Raw genomic sequence first — 26638 nt, 5'->3', positions numbered from 1 at the left:
ATTAAAGAACAAGGAGACACCGCATGCAACGGCGTGCATTCATGGCGTCGCTCACGGCGCTCGCCGCGGGCGCGGGCACATTGGGCGGCATGGGCGCGGCGCGCGCGCAGAAGGTTGCGTCCGCACCGGCTTCGCCCACCATCGCGCAGCGTCTCGCGGCTTACGCCGCCGCGCTGAACTACGATGACCTCGACGCGAACACGATCGAAGCGGTCAAAACCCACACCACCGACGCGCTGGGCTGCGGCATCGCCGCGCTCGGCGAGAAACCGGTGGGCATCGCGCGCCAGGTTGCGCTGAACTACGCGAGCGGCGACGGCCGGGGCGCCACGGTGCTCGGCACGCAGCGCCGCACGTCGCCCGACCTCGCCACGTTTGCGAATGGGGCCGCCATCCGCTACTACGATCTCAACGACGTGTATGCGGGCAAGGAAATCGGCCACCCGAGCGACAATATCGCAGCGTGTCTTGCGCAGGCCGAGGCCGAAGGCGCGAATGGCCGCGACCTGATTGTCGCCATCGCCCTCGCCTACGAAATCGACTGCCGCCTCATGGACGCCGCTTCGATCAGCTCGCGCGGCTGGGACCACCCCATCTTCAGCCTGCCCGCAGCCGCGCTTGCGGCGGGCAAGCTCATGAAGCTCGACGAGCGGCAACTGGCCGAAGCCGTCAACATCGCGCTCAACGGCCATCTCGCGCTGAACCAGACGCGCGTGCAAACCATGTCGAACTGGAAGGGTCTCGCCGATGCCGACGCCGCGCGCAACGCCGTCTTTTCGGCCGCCCTCGCGCGCGACGGACTCACAGGCCCCGCGCCGATCTTCGAGGGGAATGCGGGGCTGTTCAAGCAGGTATCCGGGCCATTCACCATCGACACGGCGAGCTTCGGCGGCAAAGGCCGGCCGTTTCGCATCAACGACTGTGCGGTGAAGTTCTACCCGGCGCAGGCACTCACGCAAACGGCCATTGCCGCGGGCATCGACGTCGCGAAACAGGTGGGCGATCTCAACCGCATTGCCAGCATGGAGATTCGCACCTCGCACGAAGGCTATTTCTCGGCGGGCATGGACCCGCAGAAGTGGGCGCCGGAAACGAGCGAAACCGCCGATCACAGCCTGCCCTATGTGACCGCGCGCGCCATGTTCGACGGCGACATCAGCCTGGCGAGCTACCGCTCCGAGGCGCTGCATGACCCGAAGATTCGCGCGTTCATGCAAAAGATCAAGGTGATGGAGGACCCCGAACTGACCCGGCTCTATCCGAAGTATTACGCGACCATCGTGAGCGCCACGCTCACGGACGGACAAACCGTGTCGAAGCGCGTGGACGACATTCCAGGCTTCGCCACGCGGCCGATGCAGCGCAGCGACTTCGCGGTGAAGTTCCGCAAGAACGCGGCGCCTGTGATCGGGAGCGCGCGTGCCGAGGATGCGCTGGGCTTTCTCTGGAGTCTCGACCAGCAGCGCGACCTTTCGACTCTGTTCGCGCCGCTTGTCGTGCACGCCTGAGGAACGCGAAGGAGAGTATCAGCCCCTTCCGTGCCGCGCCGAAAGCTCCTCCAGATCGAGATCGCGTTCGAGCACACGCAGCAGTTCGTCGTGGATCTGGCCGGCGCGGTGCAGCTTCAACAGCTCCGCGCGCCCGGCCTCCACCGCGGCCAGCACGACGTCGTAGTGGGAGGTGCGCATTTCCTGGGGATAGCGCTCGGCGTTTTCAAAATTGCGCGTGAGGTTCGCGCGATACGTGTATTGCTCCAGCAAACGCGGGTGGATGACGCTGCCGTCCGGCCCGTGTACGAGCGGCGTGATCGCCGCAAGCTGGGCGGCTTCGAGGCGCGCCCACGCCTGCGGCTCGCTGAGATAGGCTGACTCCCCTTCGAGATCGTTCGCAGGCCTGATCAGCTTGATGAGCGGCCCTATGGTCGTGCCTTGCAGCAGCACCGTGAACAGAATGACGGCAAACGCGGCGAAAAGAATGAGGTCACGCCCCGGCATCGCCTCCGGCAAGGCGAGCGCAATGGCCAGCGTAACCACGCCGCGCATGCCGGCCCAGCTCACCACCGCCGCGCCGCGAAAGTCCGCGGCGCTCACGCGGCGCGGCAATATGCGATGCAGCGCTGCCCGGATGACCTCGATGCCATACGTCCACACGCAGCGAGAAGCGACGACGGCGAACACCACGGCCATCGCGGCGGGACCGAGCAGCGCGACGGCGTTGCCCGTACCGCCAAGGCGAAGCATGACCCCGCGCAGCGAAAGGCCGATCAGCACGAATACGAGCCCCTCAAGCACGAAAACCATGACCTGCCAGAACGCCGTGCCGCGGCTGCGCACGGTAGCCGAAAAAACTTCATGCTGATGCCAGCCTAGCTGCATGCCACACGTGACCGTGGCGATCACGCTAGACACGCCCAGCATGTCCCCCGCGATATAGGCGATCCAGCCCGCCAGCACCGAAGCGGTGATGATCAGGTATTCGTCTTCGAGCTGACGCAGCAGACAAACCACGACATAGCCCACGACAAAGCCAACCACGATCCCGCCGAGCGCGAGCCCGACGAAACTGAGCGCCGCATTCGGTTCGCTGAACGCTCCCGTCAATGCCGCCGCCACGGCGAAGCGAAACAGCACGAGACCGGCGGCGTCGTTGAGCAGGCTCTCGCCTTCGAGCAGCACCATCAGGCGGCGCGGCAGCGCGAGCCGTTCGAGCACGGCTTTCGCGGCGACGGCATCGGGCGGCGACACCACCGCGCCCAGTGCGAAACAGGCGGCCCACGGCAGCGAAGGAACGGCCCAATGCGCAACCACGCCAACCGCCCACGTCGTGAAGGCCACCGCGCCGATGGCGAAGAGCAGGATGGGCGCGAGGTGGCGCTTGAAATCAGACCAGACGAAGGAGTAAGCGCCGTCCATCAGCAGGGGCGGCAGGAACACGATGAGGACGAGGTCGGGGTCGATGACGACCGGCGGCAGGCCGGGTACGAACGCCAGGGCGGCGCCACCGACCAGCAATGCGGCAGCGGGTGGCAGGCGCAGTCGTTTCGCGAGCAGTTCGAGCGCGATGATGGCGATGAGCGCGAGGAGCACAAGCTTGAACGCCGACACGGCCGACATGACGCTTCCTTATTGTTGCCCGGGTACGGTGCCCGGGGTGGCGCGAGGGAATGCGTATCTTGCCATGAAGGCCGTGGAGGAGAAACCGGCGTGTAGCCCTGCCGCTGGCGGCTAGATCGCGAGGTTGAGCCAGTCGGCGATCACGTGCGCCGCGACGACCAGGCAGACGACCCCCACCAGGACGCCCATGCACATGCCGATATCGACGTACAAATGACGGTGCCGCTCGATGATGGCGGCGAGGTAACTATCCGGGTCGACCGGCTTTTTGCCCGCCCGGTAACGTTCGCGGAGTTTGGACATTGGAATGGCCTCGTCGGATCGATTAGAGGCGTTCGAGCAAAAGGTACACGCCGATCACGATACCCATGCAAAATGCCGCGCAGCCGAGCGCCACGCCGAGGCTGATGATTTCGGTGCACTGGCGCCGAACGAAATCGACGGCGATACGCTCGTGCCGCGCAACAGGCTGCGCGTTGGCGTGCGTGTGGATAGACTCGCCCAGCGCATCGACGTGTTTCATCAGATGCGACGTATCGAGCAACAGTTGCGGACCCATGACTTGCCTCCAGCGCGGAAGATTGCGATGAAGGCTTCAGATTAGGGAAATGGGTGTGGCGGGGATATCAGAGGAATTCGAAATGAGAGGCGGCGACCGTCCCTCAATTCCCGCAAGCGTGAATCAAGAACTGCTGCATCGCGCGCGCCGGATCGCTCAACACAGCGCCCGGATGCCACAACATGCCCGCCTCCATCTGCGGAATGGCGTCCTCGATGGCGCACGCGTCAATGCGCTTGCCTTCCAGCGACCACGGCCTGAACACCATGTCCGAGAGAATCGTCACGCCAAAGCCATGCGCCACGAGGCCACGCAACGCCTCCATCGAACTCGTGCGAAACGCAATATTCGGCGCAATGCGCCGCTTCTTCCAGTAGCGCAGCGTCGAGGCCTCGCCCTCGTCCACCGTGATCAGGATATAGGGGTAGCGCGCGATGTCGCGCAGCGTGACGGTGCCCGTCTGCGCCAGGGGATGCGTGGGCGCCGCCCACAACTGGCGTCGCGAGCGCATCAACACGTGGTGGCCAAAACGCGCGCGCCGCTCCACGTTGGAAAGCAGCGCCACGCCAAGATCCACCTTGCCCGCGAGCACCGCTTCCTCGATCGCCGGGCGGTCGAGATCGTGCAGATCGATCTCGATCTCCGGATACGTCGCACGAAAGCGCGCGAGCAGTTCCGGCAAAAAATAGCCGAGCAGCGTATACGAGGCAGCCATGCGCACCGTACCGCGCAGGCTGTGCGCGCGAAACGGCGCTTTGTGCAGCGCGTCGCGCACCGACTCCAGCACGTGGCGCGCGTGATTGAGGAAGTCCTGCCCGTCGGGCGTCAGCTCCACGCCCTGGGGCAAGCGGACGAAAAGCCGCGTGCCGAGCGCCTCTTCGAGCGCGAGCACCGCATTGGTGATCGCGGACTGCGAGACATGCTCGGCCGTCGCCGCCATCGAAAACTGCCCGTTTTGCGCCGCCGCCACGAAGTAGCGGAACTGCCGCAAAGTCACGTCCTTGGCCATGTGCTTTTCGAATATCGTGAGTCGATGGTTCCGATTCTACGATACACAGTCTTCGACGTCCCAGCGGCGATCCGTCCAACGCGGAACGTCGACTAGCGCGGCGCCATGCGCAAAGCACCGTCAAGGCGTATCACTTCGCCATTCAGGTAGCGGTTGCCGACGATATGCTCGACGAGCGCCGCGAACTCCGCGGGCTGGCCAAGGCGTTGCGGAAACGGCACGCCCGCGCCCAGCGCCTGCTGCACTTCGGTAGGCATGGCGAGAAGCATCGGCGTTTCGAAGATGCCTGGCGCGATCGTCACCACGCGAATTGCGTTGCGCGCCAGCTCGCGCGCCGCCGGCAGCGTGAGCGACACCACGCCGCCCTTGGAAGCCGCATAGGCCGATTGCCCGATCTGGCCATCGTAAGCCGCCACGGAAGCCGTGTTGACAATCACGCCGCGCTCGCCGCCGGCGTCGGGCGTATTGTTCGCCATGGCCACGGCCGCGAGGCGCATCACGTTGAAGGTGCCGATGAGGTTGACGCTCACGACCTTCGCGAACAGATCGAGCGAATGGGCGCCCTCTTTTCCGACGATGCGTTGCGCCGGTGCGATGCCCGCACAGTTGACCACACCATGCAGCGCGCCGAAGCGCTGCGTGACGAGCGCAATCGCCGCCTCGACGCTTGCTGTCTGCGTCACATCGACCTCTACGGCAAATGCACGCTCGCCGCCATGCGCCGCTTCGTCGCGCGCACGCGCGATGTCGATATCGGCGAACACGACGTTCGCGCCGCGTTCGAGCAAATGCCGGCCCACCGCCGCGCCGAGTCCTGAACCACCGCCCGTGATCAAAAAAGTCTTGTCCTGCACCACCATCTGAATCTCCTCCATCGATTAGTTATCCGATCTTTCAAACCATCTCAGCCATCAGTTCCGCACGATACCGCTCGCGCATGCCGCGCGAATGCTCGTAATTGCGTTCTTTGACGATACCGAACCCACGAACCGCACCCGGCACGCCAAGCAGGCCGATGGCCGCCGCAAGCGTCTGCTGCGTGAGCTTGCCGAGCACGAGGCGCACGTCGTCCTCGAATTCACCGATCATCGCGCGCTCGATCACGCGGTCGCGCTGGCGTGCGAACGGATCGAGCGGCGTGCCACGCAGCGCCTTGCCATGCTTGAGCACGCGCAGCAACGGCTCGGCCCACACGCCGCGCAGCGCGATCTTGTTGCGGCGTCCCGTTTGCGCGTCGCGTCGCGTGAGGAGCGGCGGCGCCATGTGGAAGGTCTTCTTGCCCGCCGTGCCGTCGAACAAACCGGCGAGGTACGCGCTAAAGCCCCCGTTCGTGTGCAGGCGCGCCACCTCGTACTCGTCCTTGTAGGCGAGCACTTTGAAATAGTGGCGTGCGGCCGCTTGCGCAAGCTCACCGTGCGCACCGTCAATGCCGCGCTCCGCCTGCGCGACGGTTTCGACCAGCGCACGATAGCGCGCAGCATAAGCGGCGTTCTGGTACTGCGTGAGATCGCGCTCGCGCTCAGCCACGAAGCGCGCAAGATCGAACGGCGCGCTCGCGGCTGCCACGTCCGCTCCCGCCACACGTTCGAGCACGCGAGCGTCCTGCGCGATCAACCGTCCCCACAGGAACGCGCGTTCGTTCATCTTCACGGCCGCGCCATTGAGTTCGATCGCACGCAGGATCGATGCCTCCGTGAGCGGCACGAGGCCCCTCTGATACGCGTAGCCCACCATCATCATGTTCGAGGCGATGGCGTCGCCGAAAATTGCTTCTGCCGCCGCCGTGCAGTCCCAGAACGCCGCGCCCTCTGCGCCCATCGCGCTCTCTATCGCTGCTTGATGCACGGCCTTGCTCACGGGCAGGTCGCCGTCGCGCACGAAGTCGGCCGTTGCGGTGATGCGCTCGTTCACGATGGCGCGCGCGCCGCTGGCCGGCAGGCGCGAGAGCGCGCCGGACGAGGCGGCCACCACGGCGTCGCAACCGAGCAGCACGTTGGCCGCATGCGCGCCGATGCGCGACGTGGTGATGAGCCCGCGGCTCTGCGCGATCTGCACGTGGCTCAACACCGCGCCGTTCTTCTGCGCGAGGCCGGTGAAGTCGAGCGTCGAGGCGCCGCGCCCTTCCAGATGCGCGGCCATGGCGAGGATCGCGCCGATCGTCACGACGCCCGTGCCGCCCACACCGGTCACGACCATGCGCAGATGCTGCTCCAGCGCCTGCGGCACGCGTACGGGCGGCGCGAGCGTGGCGCGCAGCTCGGCTTCGATGCGTTGAATACGCGCGGCGTCCGGGCGCTTCGGCTCCATGCCCTCGACCGTCACGAAGCTCGGGCAAAAGCCCTTCACGCACGAGGTGTCCTTGTTGCAGCTCGATTGATTGATGGCCCGCTTGCGGCCCAGCTCCGTTTCGAGCGGCTCGATTGCAATGCAGTTCGACTGCACGGAGCAGTCGCCGCAGCCTTCGCACACAGCCGGGTTGATCACCACACGCGTGGGCGGATCGATCAGCTTGCCGCGCTTGCGACGGCGGCGCTTTTCGGCGGCACAGGTCTGGTCGTAGACGATCACCGAAACGCCCTTCTGCTCGCGCAAGCGGCGTTGCAGCGCGTCGAGCGCGTCGCGGTGCATGAGCGTCACGCCCGTGGGCAGCATTTGCGCGCCCACGTATTGCTCGGGCCGGTCGGTCACCACGGCGACTTCGCTCACGCCTTCGGCCTGAACCTGCGCCACCACGCGATGCACGGTGAGGCCGCCTTCGGCGGGCTGACCGCCTGTCATGGCGACCGCGTCGTTGAAGAGAATCTTGTAAGTGACGTTCGCGCGCGCCGCCACGGCCTGGCGTATCGCGAGGCTGCCCGAATGCTGGTAGGTGCCATCGCCGAGATTGACGAACAGATGCGGCATGTCCGTGAACGTCGACATGCCGACCCACTGCACGCCTTCACCGCCCATCTGGCAAAACGTGGCTGTATTGCCCGCGTCGCCGAGCGCCATGATGTGACAGCCGATGCCGGCCGCGGCATGCGAGCCGTCGGGCAAACGCGTCGAGGTATTGTGCGGGCAGCCCGCGCAGAAAAACGGCTTGCGGGTGAGCGGTTCCCCCGCCGGTGCCGAAGCGAGCGCGATCACGCGCTGCGCGGCCGATCGCGCATTTGTTGCGCCCGCAACGACATGCGGAATGTCGACCGCAACGTGATGGAAAAACCGCTGCAGCGCACGGGCAAGCTGCTCCGGCGCGAACTCCATCGCCGCCGGCAGTAGCGGCTCGCGCTCGCCAAGCGTCTTGCCGTGCACGGACGGCCGCTGGTCCGCATGCACGTTGAAAAGCGCTTCCTTGATCTGCCGCTCCACGAACGAGCGCTTTTCCTCCACGACGAACAGCGCCCGCATGCCGCTGGCAAACGCTTTGAGCCCTTCCGTTTCGAGCGGCCAGATCATGCCAACCTTATAGAGCCCGATGCCGAGCTGCTCGAGGCGCTCGGGCGTGAGGCCCAGCGCCTCGAACGCGGCCAGGACGTCCGCATGTGCCTTGCCCACCGTGACGATGCCCACGCGCGCATGCGCGGGGCGCAGCAACGCGCGGTCGAGCGGATTCGCCCGCATGAACGCGAGTGCGGCGGGCAGGCGCTCTTCGAGCACGCGGCGCTCCAGTTCGGCGCGTTCCGCGGGCCAGCGCAATTGCGGGTCATAGTTGAAGCCACGCTGCGGCGGAACCGCAATGTCCTCGGGCAAACGCAACGCCACGCCGCGGCTCACGCGCATCGAGCGGCCGCTTTCCACCGTCTCCGTAATCGCCTTGTAACCGACCCACAACCCGCTGAAGCGCGAAAGCGCATAGCCCGTGAGCCCGAACTCGATGTACTCCTCGACCGAGGCCGGAAAGAGGATGGGCATCATCGCGCCTTCGAATACGTGGTCCGTCTGGTGCGGGAACATCGAGGACTGCGCCGCATGGTCGTCGCCGGCCACAGCCAGCACGCCGCCGTTCCGTGCGGTGCCGAGCATGTTCGCATTGCGGAATACGTCGCCCGTGCGGTCCACGCCCGGCCCTTTGCCGTACCACATCGAATACACGCCTTGCACACGCTTGCCGGGAAACGCGTCGAGTTGCTGCGCGCCCCACAGCATCGTCGCGCCGAGGTCTTCGTTCAGACCCGGCTCGAAACGCACGTCGAAGTCCGCCAGCAGCGCCTTCTGGCGCCACAGTTCCTGATCGAATCCGCCGAGCGGCGAGCCGCGATAGCCGGAGACGAGACCCGCCGTTTTCAGCCCGGCCTGCCGGTCCGCGCGCGCCTGTTCGATCAGGACGCGCACGAGCGCCTGAGTGCCGGTGAGAAAGACCGCGCCGTCCTCGCGCAGGTAGCGGTCTTCGAGGCGATAGTCCGTATCGATCTGGCGCCCGGTCTCGACGGCTCGCATGTTCATGGTTGTCTCCGCTGTTCGGCTTGTGGGTATTAGCCGATTCTAGGTAGCCAATAGCGGCGATTCGTGCCAAACTGAGCCACACATCACTCTCGAATTAGCAACACTCGCCTAAAATTCGGCCTTTCCAGGGAAACTTAGCCAATGAAATTCGATCGCGTGGATGTGGCCATCCTGCACGCCCTGCAGCGCGACGCGCACGTGAAGTCCGCCGACCTCGCGGAAACGCTCGGGCTTTCGCTCTCGCCGTTCTACCGGCGCATCCGCATGCTCGAAGAGCGCGGCGTCATCACGCAGTACGTCACGCTGCTCGATCAGGAGAAGGCGGGCTTTCCTGTGAACGCGTATGTGTCGGTAGCGATCGAGAAGAAGAATGAGACACGGCTAGCCGCGTTCGAGCGCGCAATCTCGAACTGCGACGAAGTGATGGAGTGTTATTTGATGACCGGCGCGTTCGACTACATGCTGCGCGTGGTGGCGAGCGATATTGCGGGCATCGAGCGTTTCGTCATGACGCGCCTCACCAAGATCGAGGGCGTGCGTGACATTCACACTTCCGTGGCGCTGCGCCGCGTGGAGTACAAAACCGAGCTGCCGGTACGCGTGCGCGACGAGTGAAACGCTGCAAACGCGATCATTCACTCAGGATGACGAACGAATATTCGTGTCATTCAGACTTTCACGTCTTGGGTCCTGTCTTGCGCGCCGCCCGCAACGGTTTCGCGGGGGCATTCTGACGCTCGCGCACCGAAACTTCGCGGGTCGAACGCAGTGCGTCGAGCCGGCCTTCGAGCATACCCACCTGATGGCGCAAATCGCCCACCTGCGCCTGTAACGCCTGAATCTCGGCGCGCGCGCTTTCCTCCGCGCGCAGCGCGCGTTGCGCTCCGGCTTGCGCGAGTTCGGCGCTTGCGCGCAACTTGTCGCGTTCCGCGGCAAAATCGGCGCGTGCCTGGGTCAGCGCGGTGTCGCGTTCGCGACTCGCCTCGCGCTCGCGCGCCAGTTCCGCTTCGAGTGCGCCGCGCGTAGCAACGGCGGCGGCCTGCGCCTGTTCCAGTTCCTGAATGCGCACCTGCGCCGTGAGCAGCGCAGCGGTGCGCTGTTCGAGCGCCACCTCCGTGTGCCCGAGGTCTGCGCGCACGGCTGCGGTCGCGCCTTCTGCGGCGCGACGCGCCTCTTCCACTTCGAGGCGCAGCGCTTCGAGCGAAGCCTGCGCGGCCGCCGTGGCGCGCGTCCAGAGCGCACCCATGAGTTCGCCGGCGGCCCCTTGCAGTTCCTCAGGCAGATCGGCGTGCTCGATACGCACGCGGCTCTTTTCACGCAGGGTGGCCCAGAACTCCGAAAGCACTGCCGTAGGCGTGCTCATACTGCCGCGGTGCACGAGCTGATAGAGCCGGTTGGCCGTGGGCGTGATGCCGTAACGGAAGAACATCAACGCGCACACTTCACGATACAGTTCGCGCGTTTTGGGAAACTCGGCTTTGAGCCGCTCGATCTCGGCGGCGAGGCGCACTTCGTCGGGGGCGACGTCGGTCATGGGGCAATGCTGGGCTGGTGTGCGTCGATAATACAACGTAAAGCGTATGATTCCTACCGCCAATGCCAGTGGCAAGAGGGGCGCCACTCGCCCAACCGGATGCTCCAGCGAGGTGTGAACATGACAAAGCTTCAGCGTCTTATCGTCATCGTTGTTGCCTGTGTGTTGAGCGCGTGCGCGAGTCTGCCGCCGCAGACCAACCGGCCGCAGACATTTGCGTTGCAAGATACGGCGTCCACACCACTCGGCACGCTCTTCGCATCCGAAGCACAAAGCCATCCAGACGAAAGTGCGTTTCACCTGCTGCCGGACCCCACCGACGCGCTCGTGGCCCGCGTTGTGCTCACCGAAAAGGCGGAGCGCTCGCTCGACCTGCAGTACTACATCTGGCACGACGACCTGACCGGCCGCGAACTGGCGGCGGCGGTGCTCAAGGCGGCGGACCGCGGCGTGCGCGTTCGTGTCCTGCTCGACGACCTCGGCACGAATGCGGACGACCAGGTGCTGCTCACGCTCAGCTCGCACCCGAACGTGCAGATACGGCTATTCAATCCGGTCGCGGGGCGCCGCTTCAAGGCACTTTCGTCCGCGCTCGAATTTTCTCGGGTCGACCGGCGCATGCACAACAAGGCGCTCGTTGCCGACAACGAGGCCGCTATCCTCGGTGGCCGCAATATCGGCGACGAATACTTCGGTGCGTCGAGAGTCGTTGCCTTCGGCGATCTGGATGTGCTGGTGCACGGCCCCATTGTCGGGAAGGTCTCCAACGTCTTCGACGCGTTCTGGAATGCCGAATCGAGTTATTCGATCGAGCAATTGATGGGGCATCCGGCAGATCCGTCCGCATTGGCCGCCTACCGCGCGAAGCTCGACGAATACATCCAGTCGGAGCGTGACTCGCCCTATGTCGTGCAAGCGAGGCAACGACTGGCCAAGGCCCTCGAGGCCGGCAACACCACCTTCTCCTGGGGAAAAGCCACACTCCTCTACGACGATCCCTCCAAGATCGCTCGCGACCCGGCCAACCCGGTAGGCCATCTCATGACACGGTTCGCCGCGCTTAACCTCAAACCCACGCATGAGATGCTCATCATCTCGCCTTACTTCGTGCCGGGAAAAGCGGGCGTGGCGTGGCTAAGCGATCTGACCGGGCACGGAGTACGTGTCACGGTGTTGACCAACTCCCTGGCTGCGACTGACGTCGTCGCTGTGAATGCGGGATATGACCACTATCGCGAGGCTCTCCTCGCGGCTGGCGTGCGGCTCTATGAACTGAAGCCGGTTGGTGCGTCCAGCGTGAAGGCGCAACGACGGTTTTTTGGTTCTTCGAGAGCCTCGCTGCATGCGAAAACCTACGTGTTCGACCGGCAAAGCATCTTCATCGGCTCGATGAATCTCGACCCTCGTTCGAGCAAACTCAATACGGAGATTGGCGTGCTGTGCGACAGCCCGGCAATTGCGGGCCAGGTGATCGACGAGGTCGAGCCGCAACTGGACCAGATTGCCTGGCGAGTCGAGCAACGCACGGAAGCGAACGGCAAGACCCGGATCGTCTGGATCGACACTGCCGCGAACGGAACCGTGACCGAATATGATTCGGAGCCCGATGTATCCTTCATGCGACGCACCAGCGTCTGGTTCATGGGCCTTCTGCCGATCGAGTCCGAACTGTAAGCGCTCGCTCGAGTGCTGAAACAAAGGCGGTCAGGAATCGTACAGCGAATGGATATTGCGCACCTTGCCGAACAGCCATTCGAAGAGGGAATGACCTTGCTCCTGTTCTGCGGGGAGCGCCGTCGTCAACTTGGCGATTTTGTCCTGCCGGTACGCCAGTAGCTGGCAAAGTTCCTTTGCGACTTCCGGGTGCTCTTTCAGGAATGCGGTCATGTCGTCCTTGCCAATTTCGAAAAGGACCGATGGCGTGAGCGCGGTAATGGATACATGCATGGGCAGGCCCGCCAGCAGCCCCGCCTCGCCGAATGCTTCGCCTGGACCGATCCGGGCAAGCTCGTGCTCGCCCGACGGCTCGCGGAAAGTCACCGACAGCACACCCGCATAAATAATGGCGAGACTGTCCGGCACGGTATCCGGGGCAAGGATCTGTTGATTGGCCTGATACTCGTGCCGGGAAAGACGCTTCGCGAGCTGGGTCACCTCGTCGGCACTCAGGCTCTCGAACAGCGACACGCGCTTGAGCAGCGCCTCCTTCGCGTCATGCGCTTCGATGGCGGGCGCGGGCACGCCCAGTGCACGCAACGACACGCCGGAGGCCGCCAGGTGCCGGTAGCACAAGTCGAACAGCTCGTTGGACGTCACCCTCTTCTTGCTCATATCGTCAACGAACCCGACCACCTCGTAATGGATCGAGTTCAGCGTGGCGCGCTGCATGCGGGCATAGGGCGCGGGCGTCTTGAGGATGGTGTGGCTTCCGGTCAGCGCGCGTTCCAGCGCGTCGATCACCGTTTTCGGCCGGGCTTCCGGGTCGATCTCGAGCACGATTGACAGGCCGTGAACATTGGCCGGCCTGCTGTTGTTCGAGATCTTCGCCTTGGAAGTCATGGCGTTCGGGACAATGAGCGTGTTCCCCTGACCGGTCAGCAAGTGAGTGGCGCGCCAGTTCATTTCGACGACCTTGCCTTCCACATCGTCGATCACGACCCAGTCGCCAACGGTGTACGGCTCCGTGGCGTTGAGCACAATTCCGGCGAAAACGTCGCTGAGCGTGCTCTGAATGGCGAGGCCGAGCACGATAGCCAGCGCACCCGACGTGGCGACCAGACCGCGCACCGGCAGTTCCAGCACGAACGCCAGTGCGGCAACGACCGCCGCGAGAAAAACAACGGCGCCGAAGACGTCCGAGAACAGTCGTTGCTTTCGCCAGGCGCGAGGCAACAGCAGCGAGTCGAGCGACAGGGTAAACAGCCGCGCGGCCATCAGCCACCAGACGATTTCCAGAACCTGGGCCAGCCAGTGCAGCGCTGCCGCATCCCGGTACGGCGCCTGCCCGAACGGATTCATGCCCGACGAAAACAGCACCCAGCTCAACGCCGCGAAGAGCGCCAGCCGGATGAAGAGCCTGACCAGATCCTGTGGAGGCAGCCGCGCACGCCACACGACGACATCGACGAAAACGATACTCAAGCCAACGATTAGCGGGTATTTCACGGGGGCTCCCGGCTGGAAAGGCCTAGCGCTGATGTTGGGACTGCGGGACGCGCTTGATTCTGCCACGGACGACCCAGCCGGGGCGAACGGGTGGCAATGGCAGCTGGACGGTGTTCAGGCGCGGCCCGGATTCGGGCGCCCGAAACGCTGGGGTGCGGTGCTGGAGGCTCGCGGGCGCCGTGTGGGAACGGCGCACAGGCCGGCACATTGCATGCCGGCCCTCTTTGGCGTCATGCGCGTGGCGATGCGACGGGCGGCGAGCCCTCGTGAAAGAGCTGGCTGAGCTGCGCACGCAGTTCCGGCGAATCGACGTGACGGTGCACGCTCACCGCGTGCTGCACGGCCGCTTCCAGAAGCTCGGAGTCCGAGTCCGCCGAAATCGCCACCGAGCAGTTCATTTCACTAGGGAACTCCCGGCAGTCAATGTACTTGCGCGTCATGGTGAGACCTCTCGTTGGGCATAGGAGAACATTCACGCTGCCCGTATGTACGTACGTGAAAATTATAGAATCCATGCAATGTGCTTGCTAAACTATTAATGCGAATCCACGCGCGACAATAATCTGAATTAACTGCACGCGATTTTATTTATCAGGCTGCGTAATTTAGGTTATCTAATGATCCGGCGAGGCTCGGTGGCGGCCTGGGTAGAAACCCGGCAAGGTCACGAAGCGCTCGCCGCCCGGTCCCTCGCGGTCCGGTCACAGGCTGCCCCCGCCGCCCTTTGCGAAAGCGCTTCCTTCCTGCTTTCCCGACCGGACGCACGCCGCGTTTCGCGCGTGCGTCAGCCGCATTGATTCGACAATTGAGGCGGTCGCCCGCAGTTCCGTTCAGTCCATGAAAACGCACGCCCGGCTATGGGTGTGCGTGTGTCCGATCCGTTGAATTGAGAGGTGAGCCATGTCCAGCCTGTCGAGCGAATCCATCGCCACATTGAAAAGCGCGCTGCGCGGCGAAGCGTTGCAACCCGGCGACGCGGCCTACGAAGAAGCCCGGCAGATCTGGAACGCGATGATCGAGCGCCGCCCTGCACTCATCGTGCGCTGCCGGGGCTGCGCCGACGTGCGGCAAACCGTGGCGCTCGCGCGCGAAACGGGACTGCCGCTCGCCGTGCGTGGCGGCGGCCACAATATCGCGGGCAGCGCGCTATGCGACGGCGGTATCGTCATCGATCTCTCCTTGATGAAGTCAGTCAGAGTCGAACCCGCCACGCGCCGCGCGTATGTGGAGCCCGGCGCCACGCTCGGCGACTTCGACCACGAAGCGCAAGCGTTTGGCCTGGCTACCCCGCTTGGCATCAATTCGACAACGGGCGTGGCCGGCCTCACGCTGGGCGGCGGCTTCGGCTGGCTGAGCCGGCGGTTCGGCATGTCGATCGACAACCTGGTGGCCGCCGATATCGTGACCGCCGACGGCGAACTGCTGCGCGCGAACGCCAAGGAAAACGCCGACCTGTTCTGGGCCATTCGCGGCGGCGGCGGCAACTTCGGCGTGGTCACAATGTTCGAGTTCGCGCTTCACCCCGTCGGCCCCGAGATTTACGGCGGGCTCGTCGTGCTGCCATTCGACGCCGCGAAAGAAGCGCTCGTGAAGTATCGCGAGGCGGCTGCCACGATGCCCGAAGACCTGACAGTGTGGAGCGTGTCGCGCCTCGCACCGCCGCTGCCTTTCCTGCCGCCCGAGGTCCATGGCAAGCCGATCATGGCGTTCGCCATCTGCTATTCGGGACCGGTGGAAAACGGTCCGAACGCGGTGGAGGTGGTGCGGCGCTTCGGCAAGCCTTATGGCGAACATCTCGGGCCGATGCCGTACGCCGCGTGGCAACAGGCATTCGATCCGCTCCTTACGCCGGGCGCGCGCAACTACTGGAAATCGCACAATCTCGCCACGCTGCCCGACGGCCTCATCGACACGCTGACCGACGCCATCGCCACACTGCCCTCGCCCGAGTGCGAAATTTTCTTCGGGCAGATCGGCGGCGCGACGTTGCGCGTCGCGCCCGATGCGATGGCCTACCCGAGCCGCGACGCGCTCTACGTGATGAACGTGCACGGCCGCTGGACCGATCCCGCCGACGACGCCCGCTGCGTTGCGTGGGCACGCGACTTTTTCGAAGCTTCCGCGCCGTATGCGCTCGGCAGCGTCTACGTGAACTTCCTCACCGACGACGAACGCACGCGCGTCGAGGCGGCGTATGGGCCGAACATGAGCCGTCTCGTCGAAGTGAAGACGCGTTACGACCCGCACAATCTTTTCCGCCATAACCAGAACATCCGGCCCGACGGGTCGGCCTAAGGGGAGCCCGTGATTCGAGTTTCGATGTCATCGTAAGGGGAATCGTCATGTCGACCTATGTGGTGCTTGCGCAATTCACCGACCAGGGTATTCGCGCTGTCAAGAACAGCGCACAGCGGGCCGGCCAGGCCGCGGAGATGGCCAAAACTTTCGGCTGTGAAATGAAGCAGATCTACTGGACGCTCGGGAAGTACGACATCGTCACGGTGATCGAAGCGCCCGACGAGCAAAGCTTCATGGCGTTCGGCCTCGCGCTCGGGTCGCTTGGCAATATCCGCACGCAATCGCTGCGCGCCTTGAGCAAGGACGAGTTCACCGCGGTGCTCGGCAAGCTCAATTAAAGAGAGCCTGCGCGCGGCACCCGGGCCGGTGCCGCGCCGCCGCTTCGTATTCTTCATACTTATTCGCCGCATGCGCGGCGCATTTCCTGCTGGTTTCGGGAGGCAGTTCTGTGCCCGAACGCCGCCTCGACGCGAGCGACCTTCCGGGAAGCGGCACTGCGCGAGCGAACTCTTTCTTTTTGGCAAACGTTTGCTGCCCGGGTATCAAGTCCGCGCGCGCGAGGCCGAAAACGCGTACATCGCCACGAATTTTTGGAGACCCGGCCGTGACGCGCGTTTTGCTTTTACTTGCCGTAATGGTTATGACAGGCTGCGCGCAACTGCAGCCGCCCGCGACGGCGCAAACCGGGAAACCCGCCGTGTCGAACGTCATCATGAAGTTCGACATTCCCGCCGATGCGCTCGGCGCGCACGACCCGCAGCTGAGCGCGGTGCTCGCCAAGGCGGGCGCGCTCGCCGCCGCGCAGAAGCAGCCCACCGTGATCCGCGTGACGGCCCTCGGCCAGGACCTCAAGTACATCAATCAGGCCATCTGGCGCGGCGTGCCCGCGCAGGGGCCCAAGCCCACGCTCGAAAACCTGACGGCCGGCGCGAACCAGACGTACAGCGTCTCGATCGAGCCGTTGCATGCGGGGAGCTGACACGATGCGTTCGATCGTTTTCGCCGCCGCCGCACTCTGCTGTTGTAGCGCCGCCTGGGCGGGCCAGCCCGCCGCCAGCACGCCTGCCGCCGGGGTTGCCACCGCCGTTGCCGCTGCCGCACCGCCCGCCGCCGCCGACAAGGTTTATCCGCCGCTGCCCACGCTCGCCATGCTGCCGCCCTCCACCGGCGACGACGACGAGCTGCCCACGACGCATTCGTCCTCGCACAAGAAGAAGCCGCGTCAGCGCGATTGCCACTGCGCGATGCCCACGCCGCGCCTCGTTGTCTCCGACACGTCGCGCGCCTACCTCAAGGACATTGAGCAGCAGCTCGATTCCGCCCTTGCGCAGTAACGTCGCGCGTTGACGTCGCGCATGACGCCTAACCCGGAGCTTCGCCCCATGCAGCAGCAGACCAACGCCCTGAGCCTGCGACGCCGAGTCGTCCGCGCGTGGGTCACGCTCATGAGCCTCGCGGCGCTCGGCGCAACGGCCGCGCACGCCGCGTCGCCCGCCGACGAATGCTTTGAAAAGGCCGGCGCCTACCAGGGCGTGAATCCGCTCGTGCTGCGCGCCGTGGCGTGGCGTGAATCGAAAGGGGACGCCGCGGCCATCAATCACAATGCCAACGGCTCGATCGATGTAGGGCAAGCGCAGATCAACTCGATCCATTTTTCCGAGCTTTCGCGCGAGGGCATTCCGCACGGCGCCCTCACGGACCCGTGCGTGAATATCTTCGTGGCCGCGTGGCTGCTCAAGCAAAAGATGGTGCGATACGGCAACACGTGGCGCGCCATCGGCGCGTACCACTCCGAATCGCCGCACGAGCGCGATGCCTACGCGCGCAGCATTCAGGCCATTCTCGTGAGCTGGGGCCACTTGCAGCCGGGGCGATGAACGAGGCTCGCGCGGCTTCGCTTCACACTCGTTGTCCGCGCAACGGCGGCCCGATTGACCGCACGGCTTGTTCATATCACCACCATACAGAAACGGTTGCGGGCCAGCATCGAAGATTCGACGACGCATATAATGCGTACGAAAACATCCCCGAGTTCGAGTACGGCCTGATCGGTGCACTGTTCGACTAGCTCGTCTACCTCCTGCTCATTTCGTTCGTCTCTCCACCTACGCTCGCGCCGGGCAGAACCACAGCGGTTCACGCGATCTTCGCGTAGATCTGGCGCGCGGGCGAGGTGCACAGCGAACACGACGATCTTGCCGCCCATGCCGATTTGCCGGTTCACCACGTCTCTCCCCAAGCTCACTGAGCGCACTGAGCGCGCCAGGCACCCTCGCCTGCACACGCTGCTGGCGGGCGCACTGCTCATGTCGGGCGCTGCGGTCTGCACCGGCGCGACCTCCGGCACGCCCTTGCCAGTGGCCATCTCGGTGGATGCCGCGGCGGCCCGGCACCCCATCAGCCCGCTGATTTACGGTATCAACTTCGGCACGACCGCCGTCTTGCAAGACCTGCGCGCGCCGCTCAATCGCTCGGGCGGCAACAGCGCCTCGGCCTATAACTGGCGCATCGACGCGCGCAATGCGGGCAAGGACTGGTATTTCGAAAGCGTTGCGGCCAATCCCGCCGCGATCGACGAGCAGTTCGGCGAGCGCTTCGTCGCGTTCACCCAGGCGGCGGGCGCCACGCCCATCGTGACCATTCCGATGCTCGGCCGTGTGGCGAAACTCGGGCCGGCGCGCGAGACCCTCGCGAGCTTCTCGATCGCCAAATACGGCCCGCAGCCAAACCGCGATGTGTACGGCCACGCCGATGCCGGCAATGGCGTCACGGCAGGCGGCAAGCCGATCGACGGCAACGACGCGAACGACGCCTCGACACCGGACGACCCGCAAAACGAGCAGGCGCGCGTGGCGGATCTCGTCAAACGGTTCGGCGGCGCGAACGGGGGCGGCGTGCGCTACTACGCGCTCGACAACGAGCCGAGCCTTTGGCAGATCAACCACCGCGACGTGCACCCCACGGGCGCGCATGCGAGCGAGATCGCCAACAAGGTGATCGCCTATTCGCGCGCCGTGAAGTCGGCGGACCCGCACGCGCAGATCGTCGCGCCGGAAGAATGGGGCTGGCCCGGCTATTTCTACAGCGGCTTCGACCAGCAGTACGCAGCGGACCACGGCTTCGACCGCACGCCCGACCGCGCAGGCGAAACTCAGGGCATGCCCTACGTGCCCTGGTTGCTCACGCAATGGAAAGCGGCGGGCCATCCGGTGGACGTGTTCAGCCTGCACTTCTATCCGCAAGGCGGCGAATTTGCTGAAGCGGGCGTGACGAACGCGCAGGCTATGGCGCTCTTGCGTAACCGCTCCACGCGCGACCTGTGGGACCCGAACTACAAAGACCCCACGTGGATCAACAGCGTCGTGGCGCTGATCCCGCTGATGCGTCATTGGGCCGACACGTACTACTACCCAGGCACGCCCATCGCCATCACGGAATACAGCTGGGGCGGCGACACGCTGATGAACGGCGCGACGGCCCAGGCCGACGTGCTCGGCATTTTCGGCCGCGAAGGGCTGGATATCGCCACGCGCTGGGGCAAGCTCGATCCATCGATGCCGGTGTACAAGGCGTTCAAGCTCTACCGCAACTACGACGGCAACGGCTCGGCGTTCGGCGCGACCAGCATCGCCGCGAGCGCGAGCGACCCGGACACGGTATCCGCGTTCGCCGCCTTGCGCGAGCGCGACCACGCGCTCACGCTCGTGGTCATCAACAAGCAGTTGGACCGGTCCGCCGACGCCGCCGTCGCGCTCGACCATTTCGCCGCGAGCGGCGTGGCCCAAACCTGGCGGCTCGCGAACAACCAGCTTGCGCGCCTGCCCGACGCGCGCTATCAGGACGGCACGCTGCGCGCGAGCCTGCCCGCGCAGAGCGTGACGCTGTTCGTGCTGCGCGGGGCGGAGACGCGGCACGAATGACGCCGGCGCCCGGCGCGCCGAGTCGAGCAGCACGCGCTGGCAGCACTGCATCATCATTTGGAAAGCTAAACGTTTCACCCATCGTGAGGAGAAACGTCGTCATGAAACGACGAAGCCTGCTAAAGGGGATTATGGCGCTGCCGTGCTTCGCCACCGCCTCGACCTTCGCCGACGCGCTGCCCGCCTCGGCGCGCGCGGGGCGTGTGCGGCCAGGCGACCCTGGCTGGCCAAATGCGCAGCAATGGGACGCATTGAGCCACGCAGTCGGCGCAAACTTGCTGCAACCCACCACGATCTGGCAAACCTGCGCACAAGCGCCACACGCGCAAGCGTGCCTCGCGAGAGTCAAGGAAGCGCGCAACCCGTTCGCGCTCGGCGACGACGCCGGCGGCACCCAGATCTCCGGCTGGCTCGATGCCTGGACGGCGAAGGCAAGCGCCTACGCAGTGGCCGCGCGTTCCACCGCAGACGTCGTTGCGGGCGTCAATTTCGCGCGCCAGCACAATTTGCGCCTGGTGGTGAAAGGCGGAGGCCACAGTTACCTGGGCGGCTCGAACGCGCCCGATTCTCTTCTGATCTGGACGCGCGGCATGAAGCGTATCGAACTCCACGACGCGTTCGTTCCAGCCGGTTGCTCGACGACGCCGAAGCCCGCTGTGACGGTCGAGGCAGGCTGCATGTGGATCGACGTCTACACCGCCGTCACGACTCAGGCGGGGCGCTACGTCCAGGGCGGCGGATGCACGACCGTGGGCGTGGCCGGCCTCGTTCTGGGAGGCGGTTTCGGGTCCTGGTCCAAGCGCTATGGCCTCGCGGCCGCGAGCCTGCTGCAGGCCGAGATCGTCACCGCCGACGGCGTTGTCCGCACGGTGAACGCATGCCAGGAGCCCGATCTTTTCTGGGCGCTCAAGGGCGGCGGTGGCGGCAGTTTCGGCGTGGTGACCCGCCTCACGCTACAGACCCACGACCTGCCCGAACACTTCGGCTGGGCCAGGTTCAAGGTCAAGGCTTCATCGCGTGAAGCTTACCGGCGGCTGGCTGCGCGGCTCGTCGATCACTATGCAGACCAGCTGTTCAACCCTGCATGGGGCGAGCGATTCGTCTTTCACAGCGACGAAATCGAGGTGGCGATGGTGTGCCAGGGCCTCGACGACCACCAGGCGAAGTCGGTCTGGGCACCGATCATCGATTGGGTCCGCGCTTCGCCGGCGGACTTCACCTTGAACGAAGGACCTCGCCTCGGCGCTGGCCCGTCGCGCCGCTGGTGGGACGTCGATGCCAACCCGGGACTCGTGGCGGACCCCCGCGCCGAAGCCGCACACAACCACGGCTGGTGGCAAGGCGATGGCGAGCAGGCCTCCGCATTCCTGCACGCCTACGAGTCGCAATGGCTGCCCGCCGCCCTGCTCGAACCGGCGCAACGCGGCCGCCTTGTCGATGCCTTCGTCGCGGCGGCTCAATATCAAGCCGTAGAGTTGCATTTCAACAAAGGACTCGCCGGTGCACCGCCGGAGGTGAACGAAGCGGCGCGTCAGTGCGCCACGAATCCGAACGTGGCCGACGCCTTCGGCCTCGCGATCGTCGCCACCGGCGGCCCACCGCCATTTCCGGGCCTCCCCATCGCCCCGCCCGACATGTCGCAGGCGCATCGCAACGCTGCGAATGTGGCCAAGGCTGCAGCCATACTCAAGGCGCTATCGCCGCAAGGCGGCTCCTATGTTTCGGAGACCGATTTTTTTCGCGACGATTGGCGCGAGGCGTTTTGGGGCGTCAACTACGCGCGGCTCAAGGCGATCAAGGATCGCTACGATCCGCAAGGGTTCTTTTTCGTGCATCACGGCGTGGGCAGCGAGGACTGGAGCCCTGATGGCTTTACGCCCTTGGGTTGAACTTTACCTCGATGCGTCTTCACCTACCCGGTGGAACCCGCTCCGTTCACATCGCTGTCATCTTCCTTTTCGCGCTCGAGCATATCGAGCGCAAGCACACGCCCGACATCGCGCACGAATGCTTCCATGATCGCGAGGCATTCCGGGCTGCCCGGCGCACAGTCTTCGGGGTTCAACTTTCCCTGTGCATGCCTGATCGCGCGGACGCTGGCCTCCAGCGCCCGTGCTTCTGCCCAGATCGGATCGTTTGGAGGAGGTTTGGGTTGTTCGTGCGCCATGCATGGATTTTCGGCGGGCGGCTTACAAACTTTAGCGGCCACGCATGAAATGTCGAACGGCTAGGGCGCGGCCTTCGCAATCAAATCCTGCAAACGGGCCATCGAGCGCCGATCCAGCGGATGCATCTCGCAACCCACACGGCTCCATCCTCTTTCCTGATCCTCGGTGATCCAGCGCACATCGAGCGCGACGGCCAGGACGATTTCGTCTTCGTCGTCAATCGGCGCCGATTGCAGCCAGCCCGAGACTGTCTCTCCGCGGAAGAGCAGACCGTTGCGCGCGTGCAGGAGCGCCCCGCGCGAGCTGAGGTCAGCGACCTGCGCGAGGGCTCTGCCGTCCTTGTTCAGAAGCAGCGGGGCAAACAACAGCGGCGTTCGGACCTCCCGACGCATATCCAGTCCACTTCGCATACGCATGGCACCCGTTTGAACGTTCTTTTTTATTGAGGGTCGGGATTCTAACGTGACTGTGCCAGCAAGACGGGGATGGTGTGCGAATGACGTCCGCGCAAACGTTTGATTCAATCAACCGGAATACGCGGCGGTGCCCGGCTCTATCGCCGGACGCCGCCGCGCCGCGTTCGAGCGCTCAGTGGTCAACTCAATGGCCCGCATAAATCGACCGTCCGCCGGCAGCGCTGGCCACGATCGGCGCGCCCGAGTCCGAGTTGCCCGTCATCGCCACGCCGCCAACCGCCGTGTTGCCCGGCGCGGCCTGCTGTGCCGTTTGCGCCTGCTCCTGGGCCACGATCGCTTCCGCGTGCTGAATGTCATCGGGATAGTTGAGGTCGTTGGCCGTCGGACGGTACCCCGTCTGCTCCAGCCGCACGAGATCGGCGACGACCTGCGCACGCGTGACCGGCGTGTTGGCCGGGGTGGCGGTCTGTGCGAAAGCGGCAGCCGGAGCGGCCAGAGCGCAGGCAACGAGCAATGTGGAAACGAGTGCTTTCATGATGTTCACCTCTCAATGAATGGCCGCTGCATCGGGAAGCGATGCCGCCTCAGCCGCCCTCGGCAATGTCGCGAAGGTTGACTGCATTCTGGCTGCGCGGCGCTGACCCAATGCTGACCCGCCGATTACGAGTTCGTTATCTGGGCGCGACGCCCCTCGCGCGGCCGATGCGCGGCGAACACCCCTTCCCGTCAAAGATGACAAATCCGTAATGTCGAGGTCAGCGCCGGGTAAGCGCGCCCTCCCGATACTTGCGCCAATCCTGCCCCAACCCGGACACCGTCATGTGGATCGTCAAACTGGCTCTCAGGCGGCCTTACACGTTCATCGTGCTTGCCGTACTGCTTTTCATCCTCGGGCCGCTTGCCATCATGCGCACGCCCACGGACATTTTTCCGAACATCAATATCCCCGTGGTCAGCATTGTCTGGACCTACAACGGCTTCTCCGCCGAGGACATGGCGCACCGTATCACCTCGAACTACGAGCGCGCCCTCACCTCCGACGTGGACGACATCGAGCACATCGAATCGCAGTCGCTCAACGGCGTCTCGGTCGTGAAGGTGTTCTTCCACCCGGGCGCGGACATCAACCGCGCGATTGCCGAAGCCGCGTCGAACTCTGCTTCGATCCTGCGCATCCTGCCGCCGGGCACGTTGCCGCCGAACATCATCACGTACAACGCCTCCACGGTGCCGGTGCTGCAACTGGGGCTCTCCAGCGCGACGCTGCCCGAGCAGTCGCTCTACGACCTCGGCAACAGCTTCATCCGCACGCAGCTCGCCACCGTCCAGGGCGCGGCCGTGCCGCTGCCCTATGGCGGCAAGATCCGCCAGATCATGGTGCAGCTCGATCCGAAAGCGCTGCAGGCAAAAGGACTCGCCCCCGCCGATGTCGTGAACGCCGTGAACGCGCAGAACCTCATCCTGCCCGGCGGCACCGCCAAGATTGGTTCGCGCGAATACAACGTGGAGATGAACGGCAGCACGCAAACGGTTGCGGCACTCAACGACCTGCCGATCAAGACCGTAAACGGCAGCGTGGTGTATGTGCGCGACGTGGCGCACGTGATCGACGGCTACGCGCCGCAAACGAACATCGTGCGCGCGGACGGCAAACGCGCGGCGCTCCTCACCGTCGAAAAAACCGGCAGCGCCTCGACGCTTACGATCATCCAGCAAGTGAAGGCGATGCTGCCGAAGATCGCAGCAGGCCTGCCGCAAGCGCTCAAGATCACGCCGCTCTCCGATCAGTCCGTGTTCGTGAAATCGGCGATCTCGGGCGTGGTGCGTGAAGCGCTCATTGCGGCCTGCCTGACTGCCGCGATGATCCTGCTCTTTCTCGGCAGTTGGCGCGCCACGCTCATCATTGCCGTGACGATTCCGCTTGCCGTGCTCACGTCGCTCATCGCGCTCGCGGCGCTCGGCGAAACCATCAACATCATGACGCTCGGCGGCCTGGCGCTCGCTGTCGGCATACTCGTTGATGACGCAACCGTCGCTATCGAAAACATCACGCACCACCTGGAGCGCGGTGCGCCGCTGCACGACGCCATACTCAACGGCTCCGGCGAAATTGCCGTGCCGACCTTCGTTTCGACGCTCTCCATCTGTATCGTGTTCGTGCCGATGTTCCTGCTTTCGGGCGTCGCGCGCTACCTCTTCGTGCCGCTCGCCGAGGCGGTGGTATTCGCCATGTGCGCGTCGTACTTTTTCTCGCGCACGCTCATTCCCACGCTCGCCATGTACCTGCTGCGCGCACGCACGCCGGGCGGCGCGCCCTCGCGCGGCATTGCTGGCGCATTGACGCGCTTTCAGGCGGGCTTCGAACGTCGCTTCGAAGCGGTACGCAACCGTTATCGTGTGCTGCTTCAGGCGGCCATTGCGCAGCGCCGCCGTTTCGTCGTGCTGTGGGTCGCGCTCTGCCTCGGCTCGCTCGTACTCGTGCCGTTCACGGGCCGCGACTTCTTTCCTGCCGTCGATACCGGCGAGATCCGCCTGCATCTGCGCGCGCCCACCGGCACGCGCATCGAGGAAACGGCCCGCATTACCGACGAAGTCGAAGCGAAGATCCGCAGCGTGATTCCGCCCGCCGAACAGGCCGCGGTGCTCGACAACATCGGCGTGCCGGTGAGCGGCATCAACCTCACGTACGACTCGTCGGACCCCATCGGGCCCGAAGACGCGGACATCCTCATCACGCTCGCGCCGAAGCACCAGCCCACCGCGCAATATGTCGCGAAGCTGCGCAACGTGCTCAATACCGCGTTTCCGGGCGTGACCTTCGCGTTCCTGCCCGCCGACATCGTGAGCCAGATCCTGAACTTCGGCCTGCCTGCGCCCATCGACGTGCAGATCGTCGGCAACAAGCTCGCACAGAACCGCGTCGTCGCGAACCACCTGCTCGATGAAATGCGCGGCGTGCGCGGCCTCGTCGATGCGCGCATCCAGCAGCCCGGCGACGAACCCACCATCAACGTGAACGTGGACCGCACGAAGGCGTTGCAAGCGGGCCTCACGCAGCACGACGTCGCGCAGAATCTGCTCATTGCGCTCTCGGGCAGCTCGCAAACCACGCCTAACTTCTGGCTCGATCCAAAGAACGGCGTGAGCTATCCGCTCGTGACCGAAGTGCCGCAATACGACATTCATTCGCTGCAAACGCTCGCCAATATTCCAGTGACGACGTCGCAATCCGTCACGTTCACGCCGCAGAACCAGCTTGGCACGCTCGGCACTGTCTCGCGCAGCGAGCAGGAGGCCGTGGTCTCGCACTACAACGTGCAGCCCGTTCTCGATATCTTCGCCTCCACGCAGGGGCGCGACCTGGGCGGCGTCGCCTCCGACGTGAACCGGCTCGTCAACGCGGCGCGCGCGCAATTGCCGCCCGGTTCGTCGATCGTGATGCGCGGCCAGGTGCAGTCGATGAACGCCTCGTTCAGCGGCCTGGCAGCCGGGCTCGTGTTCGCCATCGCGCTCGTCTACCTGCTGATGGTCGTGAACTTCCAGTCGTGGCTCGACCCGCTCATCATCGTGAGCGGCCTGCCGGCCTCGCTCGCCGGCATCGCGTGGATGCTGTTCGTCACGCAAACCACGCTCAGCGTGCCGGCGCTCACGGGCACGATTCTCTGTATGGGCATTGCCACGGCGAACAGCATTCTCGTCATCAACACGGCGCGCGAGTCGCTCGCAGCGGGCATGGAGCCGCTCGCCGCCGCGCTCGACGCGGGCTTCAACCGCTTTCGCCCGGTGCTCATGACGGCGCTCGCCATGCTGATCGGCATGCTGCCGATGGCGCTCGGCCTCGGCGACGGCGGCGAGCAGAACGCGCCGCTAGGACGCGCCGTGATCGGCGGCCTCGCCATCGGCACGCTTTCCACGCTCGTGTTCGTGCCGGTCGTGTTCGGCATGGTGCACGGCTGGCTCGCGAAACGCCGCGCCGCCCGCGATGCAAGCAACGATGCGCAAGCCAGTGCAACCACTCACGTTGAATAAGG

Annotated in this window: 25 protein-coding genes; 11 read left to right on the top strand and 14 right to left on the bottom strand. The window is 65.0% G+C overall.

Annotated features, from left to right (window positions below):
* Positions 1-23 precede the first annotated feature (23 nt).
* Positions 24-1508, top strand: a complete 1485-nt coding sequence (locus U5A58_RS32400; RefSeq protein ID WP_321964465.1) for an MmgE/PrpD family protein — start codon at positions 24-26, stop codon at positions 1506-1508.
* Between the two features lie 18 nt (positions 1509-1526).
* Here U5A58_RS32400 and U5A58_RS32395 read toward each other — a convergent pair whose 3' ends face one another.
* From U5A58_RS32395 to U5A58_RS32370, 6 genes are all read right to left on the bottom strand, one after another.
* Positions 1527-3113: a Na+/H+ antiporter gene (locus U5A58_RS32395; RefSeq protein WP_321964464.1), complete on the bottom strand. Its 1587-nt coding sequence runs from the start codon at positions 3111-3113 to the stop codon at positions 1527-1529.
* Between the two features lie 111 nt (positions 3114-3224).
* Positions 3225-3416 carry a hypothetical protein gene (locus U5A58_RS32390; RefSeq protein WP_321964463.1) on the bottom strand — a complete coding sequence of 64 codons (192 nt, stop codon included), beginning with the start codon at positions 3414-3416 and terminating at the stop codon, positions 3225-3227.
* Between the two features lie 22 nt (positions 3417-3438).
* On the bottom strand, positions 3439-3672 hold the full coding sequence (locus U5A58_RS32385) for a hypothetical protein (protein WP_321964462.1): 234 nt from the start codon (positions 3670-3672) through the stop codon (positions 3439-3441).
* A gap of 103 nt (positions 3673-3775) precedes the next feature.
* The gene (locus tag U5A58_RS32380; RefSeq protein WP_321964461.1) at positions 3776-4681 is read right to left on the bottom strand and encodes a LysR family transcriptional regulator; all 906 of its coding nucleotides are present in this window, start codon (positions 4679-4681) and stop codon (positions 3776-3778) included.
* 92 nt (positions 4682-4773) lie between these two features.
* The gene (locus U5A58_RS32375; protein ID WP_321964491.1) at positions 4774-5541 is read right to left on the bottom strand and encodes an SDR family NAD(P)-dependent oxidoreductase; all 768 of its coding nucleotides are present in this window, start codon (positions 5539-5541) and stop codon (positions 4774-4776) included.
* A gap of 34 nt (positions 5542-5575) precedes the next feature.
* On the bottom strand, positions 5576-9106 hold the full coding sequence (locus tag U5A58_RS32370; protein ID WP_321964460.1) for an indolepyruvate ferredoxin oxidoreductase family protein: 3531 nt from the start codon (positions 9104-9106) through the stop codon (positions 5576-5578).
* A gap of 141 nt (positions 9107-9247) precedes the next feature.
* Between U5A58_RS32370 and U5A58_RS32365 the strand changes: the two genes are divergently transcribed.
* Positions 9248-9721: an Lrp/AsnC family transcriptional regulator gene (locus U5A58_RS32365; protein WP_321964459.1), complete on the top strand. Its 474-nt coding sequence runs from the start codon at positions 9248-9250 to the stop codon at positions 9719-9721.
* Positions 9722-9782: 61 nt separating this feature from the next.
* On the opposite strand, the gene U5A58_RS32360 is transcribed toward U5A58_RS32365, so the two are convergent.
* Entirely contained in the window at positions 9783-10640 is an 858-nt protein-coding gene (locus tag U5A58_RS32360) for a DNA-binding protein (RefSeq protein ID WP_321964458.1), read from the bottom strand.
* 120 nt (positions 10641-10760) lie between these two features.
* Between U5A58_RS32360 and U5A58_RS32355 the strand changes: the two genes are divergently transcribed.
* Positions 10761-12314 (top strand): phospholipase D family protein, encoded by a 1554-nt coding sequence (locus U5A58_RS32355; protein ID WP_321964490.1) that lies wholly within the window; start codon positions 10761-10763, stop codon positions 12312-12314.
* 30 nt (positions 12315-12344) lie between these two features.
* Here U5A58_RS32355 and U5A58_RS32350 read toward each other — a convergent pair whose 3' ends face one another.
* On the bottom strand, positions 12345-13805 hold the full coding sequence (locus U5A58_RS32350; RefSeq protein ID WP_321964457.1) for a mechanosensitive ion channel family protein: 1461 nt from the start codon (positions 13803-13805) through the stop codon (positions 12345-12347).
* A gap of 230 nt (positions 13806-14035) precedes the next feature.
* The gene (locus tag U5A58_RS32345) at positions 14036-14245 is read right to left on the bottom strand and encodes a DUF1059 domain-containing protein (protein WP_321915124.1); all 210 of its coding nucleotides are present in this window, start codon (positions 14243-14245) and stop codon (positions 14036-14038) included.
* A 460-nt stretch (positions 14246-14705) separates the two neighbouring features.
* Here U5A58_RS32345 and U5A58_RS32340 point away from each other — a divergent pair, with 460 nt between their 5' ends.
* Positions 14706-16100, top strand: coding sequence for an FAD-binding oxidoreductase (locus U5A58_RS32340; protein WP_321964456.1), 1395 nt, complete (start codon positions 14706-14708; stop codon positions 16098-16100).
* Positions 16101-16147: 47 nt separating this feature from the next.
* Positions 16148-16441: a GYD domain-containing protein gene (locus U5A58_RS32335; RefSeq protein ID WP_321964455.1), complete on the top strand. Its 294-nt coding sequence runs from the start codon at positions 16148-16150 to the stop codon at positions 16439-16441.
* On the opposite strand, the gene U5A58_RS32330 is transcribed toward U5A58_RS32335, so the two are convergent.
* Positions 16434-16817 (bottom strand): hypothetical protein, encoded by a 384-nt coding sequence (locus tag U5A58_RS32330; RefSeq protein ID WP_321964496.1) that lies wholly within the window; start codon positions 16815-16817, stop codon positions 16434-16436. The two genes, U5A58_RS32335 and U5A58_RS32330, sit on opposite strands and share 8 nt — an antisense overlap.
* On the opposite strand from U5A58_RS32330, the gene U5A58_RS32325 reads away from it, so the two are divergent.
* From U5A58_RS32325 to U5A58_RS32315, 3 genes are all read left to right on the top strand, one after another.
* Complete coding sequence (locus tag U5A58_RS32325) at positions 16738-17082, top strand: hypothetical protein (RefSeq protein WP_321915242.1); 345 nt, start codon at positions 16738-16740, stop codon at positions 17080-17082. The genes U5A58_RS32330 and U5A58_RS32325 overlap by 80 nt on opposite strands.
* A 4-nt stretch (positions 17083-17086) precedes the next feature.
* Positions 17087-17437, top strand: a complete 351-nt coding sequence (locus U5A58_RS32320; RefSeq protein WP_321964454.1) for a hypothetical protein — start codon at positions 17087-17089, stop codon at positions 17435-17437.
* 111 nt (positions 17438-17548) lie between these two features.
* Entirely contained in the window at positions 17549-17980 is a 432-nt protein-coding gene (locus U5A58_RS32315; RefSeq protein ID WP_321964489.1) for a lytic transglycosylase domain-containing protein, read from the top strand.
* Between the two features lie 71 nt (positions 17981-18051).
* On the opposite strand, the gene U5A58_RS32310 is transcribed toward U5A58_RS32315, so the two are convergent.
* Positions 18052-18327 (bottom strand): hypothetical protein, encoded by a 276-nt coding sequence (locus U5A58_RS32310; RefSeq protein ID WP_321964453.1) that lies wholly within the window; start codon positions 18325-18327, stop codon positions 18052-18054.
* Here U5A58_RS32310 and U5A58_RS32305 point away from each other — a divergent pair.
* Together U5A58_RS32305 and U5A58_RS32300 are read left to right on the top strand one after the other, a co-directional pair.
* Positions 18308-20023: a glycoside hydrolase family 44 protein gene (locus U5A58_RS32305; RefSeq protein ID WP_321964452.1), complete on the top strand. Its 1716-nt coding sequence runs from the start codon at positions 18308-18310 to the stop codon at positions 20021-20023. The genes U5A58_RS32310 and U5A58_RS32305 overlap by 20 nt on opposite strands.
* Positions 20024-20124: 101 nt before the next feature.
* A complete protein-coding gene (locus U5A58_RS32300) occupies positions 20125-21912 on the top strand; it encodes an FAD-binding oxidoreductase (RefSeq protein WP_321964451.1) in 1788 nt (595 codons plus the stop codon).
* A gap of 23 nt (positions 21913-21935) precedes the next feature.
* On the opposite strand, the gene U5A58_RS32295 is transcribed toward U5A58_RS32300, so the two are convergent.
* The 3 genes from U5A58_RS32295 to U5A58_RS32285 all read right to left on the bottom strand — a co-directional run bounded on the left by U5A58_RS32295 (position 21936) and on the right by U5A58_RS32285 (position 23142).
* On the bottom strand, positions 21936-22190 hold the full coding sequence (locus U5A58_RS32295) for a hypothetical protein (protein WP_321964450.1): 255 nt from the start codon (positions 22188-22190) through the stop codon (positions 21936-21938).
* Positions 22191-22250: 60 nt separating this feature from the next.
* A complete protein-coding gene (locus U5A58_RS32290; RefSeq protein WP_321938571.1) occupies positions 22251-22583 on the bottom strand; it encodes a PilZ domain-containing protein in 333 nt (110 codons plus the stop codon).
* Between the two features lie 208 nt (positions 22584-22791).
* The gene (locus U5A58_RS32285) at positions 22792-23142 is read right to left on the bottom strand and encodes a DUF4148 domain-containing protein (RefSeq protein WP_321964449.1); all 351 of its coding nucleotides are present in this window, start codon (positions 23140-23142) and stop codon (positions 22792-22794) included.
* Positions 23143-23426: 284 nt separating this feature from the next.
* Here U5A58_RS32285 and U5A58_RS32280 point away from each other — a divergent pair, with 284 nt between their 5' ends.
* A complete protein-coding gene (locus U5A58_RS32280) occupies positions 23427-26636 on the top strand; it encodes an efflux RND transporter permease subunit (protein ID WP_321964448.1) in 3210 nt (1069 codons plus the stop codon).
* Positions 26637-26638: the final 2 nt, after the last annotated feature.

It is taken from the genome of Paraburkholderia sp. J7 (assembly GCF_905220155.1).
In the GTDB taxonomy this organism is placed as follows: Bacteria; Pseudomonadota; Gammaproteobacteria; order Burkholderiales; family Burkholderiaceae; genus Paraburkholderia.
The sequence above is the reverse complement of the archived record's forward strand: the minus strand, read 5'-3'. Positions and strand labels throughout refer to the sequence as shown.

What these genes read in the sequence shown, in the direction of transcription:
- U5A58_RS32335 (WP_321964455.1), top strand. Translation starts at nt 16,148, where the DNA reads ATGTCGACCTATGTGGTGCTTGCGCAATTCACCGACCAGGGTATTCGC.
- U5A58_RS32400 (WP_321964465.1), top strand. Translation starts at nt 24, where the DNA reads ATGCAACGGCGTGCATTCATGGCGTCGCTCACGGCGCTCGCCGCGGGC.
- U5A58_RS32315 (WP_321964489.1), top strand. Translation starts at nt 17,549, where the DNA reads ATGAGCCTCGCGGCGCTCGGCGCAACGGCCGCGCACGCCGCGTCGCCC.
- U5A58_RS32280 (WP_321964448.1), top strand. Translation starts at nt 23,427, where the DNA reads ATGTGGATCGTCAAACTGGCTCTCAGGCGGCCTTACACGTTCATCGTG.
- U5A58_RS32285 (WP_321964449.1), bottom strand. Translation starts at nt 23,142, where the DNA reads ATGAAAGCACTCGTTTCCACATTGCTCGTTGCCTGCGCTCTGGCCGCT.
- U5A58_RS32395 (WP_321964464.1), bottom strand. Translation starts at nt 3,113, where the DNA reads ATGTCGGCCGTGTCGGCGTTCAAGCTTGTGCTCCTCGCGCTCATCGCC.
- U5A58_RS32390 (WP_321964463.1), bottom strand. Translation starts at nt 3,416, where the DNA reads ATGTCCAAACTCCGCGAACGTTACCGGGCGGGCAAAAAGCCGGTCGAC.
- U5A58_RS32340 (WP_321964456.1), top strand. Translation starts at nt 14,706, where the DNA reads ATGTCCAGCCTGTCGAGCGAATCCATCGCCACATTGAAAAGCGCGCTG.
- U5A58_RS32320 (WP_321964454.1), top strand. Translation starts at nt 17,087, where the DNA reads ATGCGTTCGATCGTTTTCGCCGCCGCCGCACTCTGCTGTTGTAGCGCC.
- U5A58_RS32290 (WP_321938571.1), bottom strand. Translation starts at nt 22,583, where the DNA reads ATGCGTCGGGAGGTCCGAACGCCGCTGTTGTTTGCCCCGCTGCTTCTG.
- U5A58_RS32355 (WP_321964490.1), top strand. Translation starts at nt 10,761, where the DNA reads ATGACAAAGCTTCAGCGTCTTATCGTCATCGTTGTTGCCTGTGTGTTG.
- U5A58_RS32365 (WP_321964459.1), top strand. Translation starts at nt 9,248, where the DNA reads ATGAAATTCGATCGCGTGGATGTGGCCATCCTGCACGCCCTGCAGCGC.
- U5A58_RS32370 (WP_321964460.1), bottom strand. Translation starts at nt 9,106, where the DNA reads ATGAACATGCGAGCCGTCGAGACCGGGCGCCAGATCGATACGGACTAT.
- U5A58_RS32380 (WP_321964461.1), bottom strand. Translation starts at nt 4,681, where the DNA reads ATGGCCAAGGACGTGACTTTGCGGCAGTTCCGCTACTTCGTGGCGGCG.
- U5A58_RS32360 (WP_321964458.1), bottom strand. Translation starts at nt 10,640, where the DNA reads ATGACCGACGTCGCCCCCGACGAAGTGCGCCTCGCCGCCGAGATCGAG.
- U5A58_RS32305 (WP_321964452.1), top strand. Translation starts at nt 18,308, where the DNA reads ATGCCGATTTGCCGGTTCACCACGTCTCTCCCCAAGCTCACTGAGCGC.
- U5A58_RS32330 (WP_321964496.1), bottom strand. Translation starts at nt 16,817, where the DNA reads ATGATGACGTTCGACACGGCGGGTTTCCCGGTTTGCGCCGTCGCGGGC.
- U5A58_RS32295 (WP_321964450.1), bottom strand. Translation starts at nt 22,190, where the DNA reads ATGGCGCACGAACAACCCAAACCTCCTCCAAACGATCCGATCTGGGCA.
- U5A58_RS32345 (WP_321915124.1), bottom strand. Translation starts at nt 14,245, where the DNA reads ATGACGCGCAAGTACATTGACTGCCGGGAGTTCCCTAGTGAAATGAAC.
- U5A58_RS32375 (WP_321964491.1), bottom strand. Translation starts at nt 5,541, where the DNA reads ATGGTGGTGCAGGACAAGACTTTTTTGATCACGGGCGGTGGTTCAGGA.
- U5A58_RS32325 (WP_321915242.1), top strand. Translation starts at nt 16,738, where the DNA reads ATGGTTATGACAGGCTGCGCGCAACTGCAGCCGCCCGCGACGGCGCAA.
- U5A58_RS32385 (WP_321964462.1), bottom strand. Translation starts at nt 3,672, where the DNA reads ATGGGTCCGCAACTGTTGCTCGATACGTCGCATCTGATGAAACACGTC.
- U5A58_RS32300 (WP_321964451.1), top strand. Translation starts at nt 20,125, where the DNA reads ATGAAACGACGAAGCCTGCTAAAGGGGATTATGGCGCTGCCGTGCTTC.